The sequence below is a fragment of the Serratia sp. H1w genome, assembly GCF_000633355.1.
Lineage (GTDB): Bacteria > Pseudomonadota > Gammaproteobacteria > Enterobacterales > Enterobacteriaceae > Chania.
This window is the reverse complement of record NZ_AYMQ01000095.1, coordinates 1-6,540: the sequence shown is the minus strand read 5'-3', so window position 1 is coordinate 6,540 and position 6,540 is coordinate 1. Positions and strand designations below refer to the sequence as shown.

Annotated in this window: 4 protein-coding genes; all 4 read left to right on the top strand. The window is 58.4% G+C overall.

Annotated features, from left to right (window positions below; translation table 11 throughout):
• Positions 1 to 1,070: type VI secretion system baseplate subunit TssF (locus U869_RS0121665; protein WP_025122955.1), on the top strand; the 1,070-nt coding region annotated here is incomplete at its 5' end.
• 20 nt (positions 1,071 to 1,090) lie between these two features.
• Positions 1,091 to 3,391 carry a type VI secretion system tip protein TssI/VgrG gene (gene tssI, locus U869_RS0121660; RefSeq protein ID WP_025122954.1) on the top strand — a complete coding sequence of 767 codons (2,301 nt, stop codon included), beginning with the start codon at positions 1,091 to 1,093 and terminating at the stop codon, positions 3,389 to 3,391.
• A complete protein-coding gene (locus tag U869_RS0121655) occupies positions 3,388 to 4,176 on the top strand; it encodes a DUF4123 domain-containing protein (RefSeq protein ID WP_025122953.1) in 789 nt (262 codons plus the stop codon). Before tssI ends, U869_RS0121655 begins: the two co-directional genes overlap by 4 nt.
• 10 nt (positions 4,177 to 4,186) lie before the next feature.
• Positions 4,187 to 6,540, top strand: a 2,354-nt coding sequence (locus U869_RS0121650; RefSeq protein ID WP_025122952.1) for a DUF6531 domain-containing protein, incomplete at its 3' end; no start/stop codon positions are given.

Below are 6,540 nucleotides of genomic sequence, written 5' to 3'. Positions count from 1 at the left end.
CGTTGCAAAGCCTGGCCGAGTACCTGTATCTGCCCCATGTGAATGATTTCCTGACGCTGGATTTTGGCCCGGTTCGCTCCGGGCTGATGCTGGGAAACAGCCGCACCTTTACCGTCATCCTCTCATTCGACGGGGAGATCCCGCTCACGCAGGCGCAGGTGGCCTCGGCCTTTCAGCTGCATTGCGTTCCGGTGATCAGCCTGGCGGCACAGAAAAGCACGCCTCTGCGGCTGTTACCCGGGCAGAGTGTCTATCCGCTGCCGTATGACGACGATCGCTGGGTGTATGCCATTACCGGCGTCAGCATGCTGGAGGAGCCGGACACCCTGAGGCGAGGCCGACGGGTGCATTTTCTGCCCGACAGTGAATTGACGCCGGAATCGCGTTATGCGCCCGACGCCGCATTGGCGCTGTTTTACCGCGTGCAGGTCCGCGGAGATGTGCTGGGCCGGATGCAGCATGAGCTGGTGTTGTGCAACAGTGCCGGGGAACCGTTGGTTGAGCCGCCGTGTCGCGCGGTGGTCTGCGACCTGCTCACCACGACGGCCAGTACGCCCGCATTACCCATTGGCTCGCCTTTCCTGCTCGGCATGGCAGTGACCGATACCCTCGATGTCACCACCGTGACACGATTTTCAACGCCTTATCCGGCGGTGGTGGACAGCCATCATCACTGGCGGCTGATGGCCTGCCTGTCTTTCAGCCCGGCCTTGCTCAACCACCGGGAAACGGTGCAACGGGCGATCGACGATTTCTGCCTGCATGCCCGGCACAACCTGCCCCAGGTTCGGCACATCCGGCGGGCAGTGGAGGGCATATTGGCCGTCAAGACCGAACCGGTGAATACCCTGATGGGCGAACGGTTACGGCGTGGCCTGCAGATGACCCTGACGCTGGATGACACGGCGTTCGACAGCCCGGGCGAAGGCTACACCTTTGCGGCGGCGTTGAGCGTGTTCTTTACCCATTGTCTGACCACCAACAGCTTCCTGTTGCTGGACGTGATAACCGAACCTTCACAGCAACGCTGGGCCTTGCCCCTGGCGCGCGGCCAACGGGCCATGATGTGAGACACCACAAGGAGTGAACGATGGACAACGGATTATTTTTCAGCAGCCAGCTGGGTGAACTTCCCGAGGACACCTTTGACGTGGCCGGCTTTACCCTGGAAGAAGGGCTGTCGACCCTGTTTACCTTGACGGTGAGCCTGGTCAGCACCCGGTCGGATATCGAGCTGGCGGCACAATTGCTGCAACCGGGGTCGCTGACCGTCACCGTCAGTGGCGAGGAACAGCGCACGATCCCGGGGTTGATTGCCAGCCTGACCCAGGGGGAAAGCGGTTTTCGCCGTACCTATTATCAGGCGGTGATCCGCCCGGATGTCTGGGTGCTGAGTTTGAAGCAAGACAGCCGGATCTTCCATTTTCTGTCGGTGCCGGACATCGTCAACAAGGTGTTGGATGAGCACCACATCCCCTACCAAAGCCAACTCCAGCAGACCTACCCGCCACGCGAATACGTGACCCAGAAGCGCGAAAGCGACCTGGATTTCATCCTGCGGCTGATGGCCGAGGTGGGGATCACCTTCTGGTTTGAAGATAACGAACTGGTGTACGGCGATTCGCATCTGGGGATGACCGAGGGTGTCCCGGTGACCTTCAACCCGCATATCCAGTCGCCCACCCAGGGAGACATTGCCCATCGGCTGACCCTGGGCGCGTTCATGCAGTCACGGGAAAGCGTACTCAAAGATCGTGAACACCGGCGACCCGACCATCCGCTGCAATTCAAGCAGAGCGACCCGGAACTGGGCGGAGAGACGACTCAATACTCGGTGTTTGAGAGCTATGGGCGCTATCAGGATGACCAGACCGGGCCGCAGTTCAGTACCCTGCGGCTGGAAGCGATGCAGGCTGGCACCCAACAGGGCGAGGCAGAGACCAACAGTATCCGGCTGATGCCGGGCACGATTTTCACCTTGCACGGCCACCCGGTGCAGGCACGTAACGATCGCTGGCAGGTGATCACTGTCAGCCACCGTGGCGAGCAGCCTGCTGCGCTGGAAGAAGAGAGTAACGGCAGCGGCACCACTTTTACTAACTCACTGACCTTCGCGCCGGGGAATATCGACTGGCGGCCAAGCTACCGTTACAAACCGTTGGCCGACGGGGATGAGGTGGCGACCATCGTCGGGCCGAAAGGCGAAGAGCTGTACGTCAACGAACTGGGCTGGGTGCGAGTGCATTTTCACTGGAACCGTTACGACCCGGCGGATGAAAAAGCGTCCTGCTGGGTGCCGGTCTCCAACCAGTGGGCGGGGGACGGCTTTGGTTCGGTGACGTTGCCGCGCATCGGCCAGGAAGTGCTGATCAGCTACCTGAACGGCGATATCGATCGCCCGGTGGTCAGTGGGCGTTACTACAACGGCTTGAATAAACCGCCGTACCCACTGCCGGACAACAAGACCCGCTCGGTTTGGCGCACCAAATCGCACAAGGCCGAGGGCTTTAACGAGCTGTCGTTTGAGGATGAGGCGGGCAGCGAAGAGATTTTTCTGCATGCGCAGAAAGACCTTAAAGCGCTGGTCAACAACGACGCGCACTGGGATATCCGCGCCAACCAGCACAGCAAGATTGGCGGCAACAGCCTGAGCGACATCGAGGGTAATCAGGAAACTCGCATCAAGGGTGAACTCACTCTGCACACCAGCGGCAAAAAGTCCGAACTGGCCGACGGCGAATCCCATTTGCAGGTCGGTAGTGCCTACGTGGTGAAAGCGGGGCAGGAAGTGTCGGTAGAAGCCGGGGCCAAAATCACCCTGTCGGCGGGCAGTGAACTGACGCTCAAGGCTGGGGGCAGCTTTATCAAACTGGCTCCGGGGGCCATTTTTACCTCGTCATCGTTGATGGTAGGTAGCGGTTCTGCGGGCAGTGGACAGGGCGTCAATCTGAAGATGCCGGGTGTGGTGCCGTTGTTGGCTGCCCCCACGCTTATCCAGCAAGGTGTGCTCAGCAGTGACGCTCCGTACTGCGAAGAGTGCGAAAAATGCAAAGAGGGCGGCTGCGCGATAGATGAATCACCTGCGGCTGCGGCTTCCCCCGGCCAGAATATCTCCAGCGGCTTCGTACAGCAATCCGGTGGGGCGATACCGGCAACGGCCAGTGGCGCTCAAGGGATGCCGGGCAGTGGTTGGGCTTCGACAGGAGGTGTTTCTCAAGCATTGCCTAACGTTGGCTCGTTGCCTATCAGTGGGCTGACCGCGATGGCTGATGTAACCAACCTGTCGGGTGCCACGGGTAAAGACTATTTGAATATGGCCAGCGATAAGCTCAAAGGCTCGCAATCTGCTGATATGGCCGCGTTATTCAACAAGATGGGCAAAAAATCATGAGGGAAAACCGCGTACAGGACTGGGTCAGAGACACGGCCAAAACACCGCTGTATGCCATCCTGGCCAATACCCACGGTGCGGAAGGCATCAAAGCCTATTACCGAGAAGATGGCAGCCGCACGCCTTTCGGGCTCTATGCCAACACACCGTATGCCAATTGGTTCGAGGTGATGCCAGTGATGGTGCAGCTCAATGAAGGCAGTCCGTTCCTGCGCTGGGTAGCAGAAACGCCCCTGCGCAATTGGGGCTGGCTGGCGCGTTCACCGCTGCCGCAGGCCGCTTTGGCCGCCCATCTTGCCGGTTTAACTCAGGTGATTATGCCCAGCGGCAAAGCGGTGTTTTTCCGTTACTGGGATGGTCGCTTCTTACCGGCTTACCTGCACTATTTTGGCGATGGCTGGCGCACTATTCTGCCGGCGTTTTCCGATTACTGGGTAAACGGCGAAGTATTTACCTGCCCGGTAGATCCCACTGCGCAGGCCCAGATTAGCCCGTGGTGGCAGGTGCCTCAAGGCATGGTGGACTCCCTGCTGGATGAAGATCCGTCACCGCTGATCGTCAACCTGCTGAATTGGTTGCGCGAGAATGAGTTTGAACTCTATCAAGCCGTGCCGGAACCGGTGCTGCGCCAGATTGCGATGCGGCTGTACCCACAGGTCTGGCAACAGACCCCCGATCCGAAGAAGCGAACCGCACGGCTATCTCAGGCTCTGGTAGATACGTTGAATCGCCGTACTAATCCGTTCGAGGTGAGCACCTTTAACGATTCCTCTTTTCGACCGTGAGTAATGGACTATGACGACCGAATATATTGCGAGTATTGACAATGCGTTGCTGAGCTTCAAGAACAAGACCCTGTTGACTAAAGAATATCGGCAGATCGTCAAGGAGTGGGCCACCGCCAGCAGCATTTCCGGAAGCCTGGGTGGGCCGACGCTGGAGATGGAGAAAACCCTGCGGCTCAACGACAGTAAAAAGGTCGTCTCTGAAAACGATCGCAGTTTTGAGAGCAGTGTGGTGACCTGTCCGAAGAGTGGTGTGATCACGGTCGCACTTGCCTATGAGTCCACGCTTGACCTGCCTATCCCCGATGTGACCATCGAGATCTATGAAGATGTCAGTTTTGGCTTTGACTCGAAGGTGGCGACGAAACAAACCGATGAGCAAGGTATGGCGCTCTTTCCCGGCTTGACTGCGGGCAAGAAATATTACGTTAAAGCCACCGACACTCAGTTGGAACAGCACAATAACCAGATGCTGCAAGCCTATGACGGCCTGATGCTGGAGATGTACGATGCCTTGTCAACGCAATGGCAGGCCTATAAGCCGCAGTGGCAGCTCAGCCCTATTAATACAGGCCTGTTGACCGCGTTGGGAGATGGGTTGTACGAGGGCATGTTCGGGCTGTGGGACGACGTAAAACTGGCTTACAACGTGATCACCGATCCCGCAAAATACGGGCAGGAAATCTATGCGGAAGCCAGCAAGTATAAGGATTTGATCACCCAACTGGATGAACAGAAACTGAAGACTCTGCTGGAGGGCAGCAAGCAGATGACCCGTGAGCTGCTGGCGTTGTTCAATGACGAAGCCGGGTTGTATCTGTTTATGCGCTCGGTGGTGATGCAATTGCGCATGTACCCGTGGGGGGCGTTGCTGGAGCCGATGGTGAAAGTCGGGGGTTCTATTATTGGTGATGCACTGGTCGGCATTGTCTTCGGGGCGCTGCTGACCCTGGTGACCGCCGGGCTGGGTGTGGCGTTCCTGGTCTATAAAGTGGGCCGCTTGCTCAAGAAGCTGGGCAGCGCCATGCAGCATGTTTGGCAGGGTCTGAAGACGGTCCTGTTTGCCACCCTGGAGCTGGTCAAACGCTTCTTTGAAAAGAGCCGCCTACAGAATTTCAAGCGCCAGGCGAATGCCCGGTTGAAACAGGATCGGAAAAACCTTGTGGGGTCTAACCACCAGACCAGCCTGGTTGATAATTCAGGCACGGTGAAAAATACCCCCGCGACAGACGCGACGGGGAAATCCACGGTGAGCTCACAGTGCACCCCCGCCACCGGCTGCCCGGTCTCGCTGATCAACGGCGAGGAACTGCTCACCCTGGACGATGGGCAACTGATTGGCCTGACGCCCTTTATCTTCCAGCGTCAGTACCGTACCACTGCCGTTGAGTGCCCGTCGGTGTTGGGTTTTGGCTGGAGCCACAGCCTGCAGCATCAGGTGGAGTTTGTCGGTGATGAACTGCACTGGACCGATCATCAGGCCCTCACCACCATCCTGCCATTGCCTACCGACGTTTCCCCAAGCGGGCTTAACTATGTGGCCGGGGCTGCCGCCTATCTGGACGAAGAGCCCGATAGCTACTGCCTGATGGCCGGTAGCCTGGACGGCTGGGTGCTGCATGTGCAGCGGGTGCCAGGCAAGACGACCGGGCGCATCACCGGCCTTTCACATCGCCAGCAGCGCTTGACCCTGCATTATCATGAGGGCTTGCCGGTTCGGCTGGAGCACCCGGCCGGTGCGGCTTTGCAGTTCAGCTATCAGGAGTTACCGCAGGGTTGGCGTTTGACACAGCTCAGTCTGATCCCTGAGTCTGGACGAGAAGATGCAGCCTACTCGCTGATGACCTATGAGTACGATGAGCGGGGGCAACTGAGTGCCGCGATCAATGCGGCGGGAGAAGCCGAGCGTTACCAATATCGTGAAGACTATGTGTTCAGCCTGCGGCAGTTGGCGGGTGGTGCCGAGTTTTACTGGGAATGGCAGGGAGAAGGCAAGCAGGTCCGTACCGTGCGCCACTGGAGCAACCTGCCCAACTTTGACCAGCGTTTTCTATGGGATGAGCAACCCGGTGCCGTCACCGTGGTCCATCAGGACGGTTCACGGGAGACCTGGCAACATGATACCCGCTTCCGCCGTCTGGTGAAAAAGGTTGACCCGGACGGGGCGATCCACAGTAACGAATACGGTGAACGCGGTGAGTTGCTGAGCGAAACCGACCCGTTGGGCAACCGTACCGAGTATGGCTATAACAGTGAGTTGCAGTGCACCTGGGTGAGAACGCCTGACGGACAGGAGACCCAATACCGCTATTCGCGGGGCCAAGTAGTCGAGAAAACCACCAGGAGCCTAGATAGAGAGGACAA

What these genes read in the sequence shown, in the direction of transcription:
- tssI (WP_025122954.1), top strand. Translation starts at nt 1,091, where the DNA reads ATGGACAACGGATTATTTTTCAGCAGCCAGCTGGGTGAACTTCCCGAG.
- U869_RS0121655 (WP_025122953.1), top strand. Translation starts at nt 3,388, where the DNA reads ATGAGGGAAAACCGCGTACAGGACTGGGTCAGAGACACGGCCAAAACA.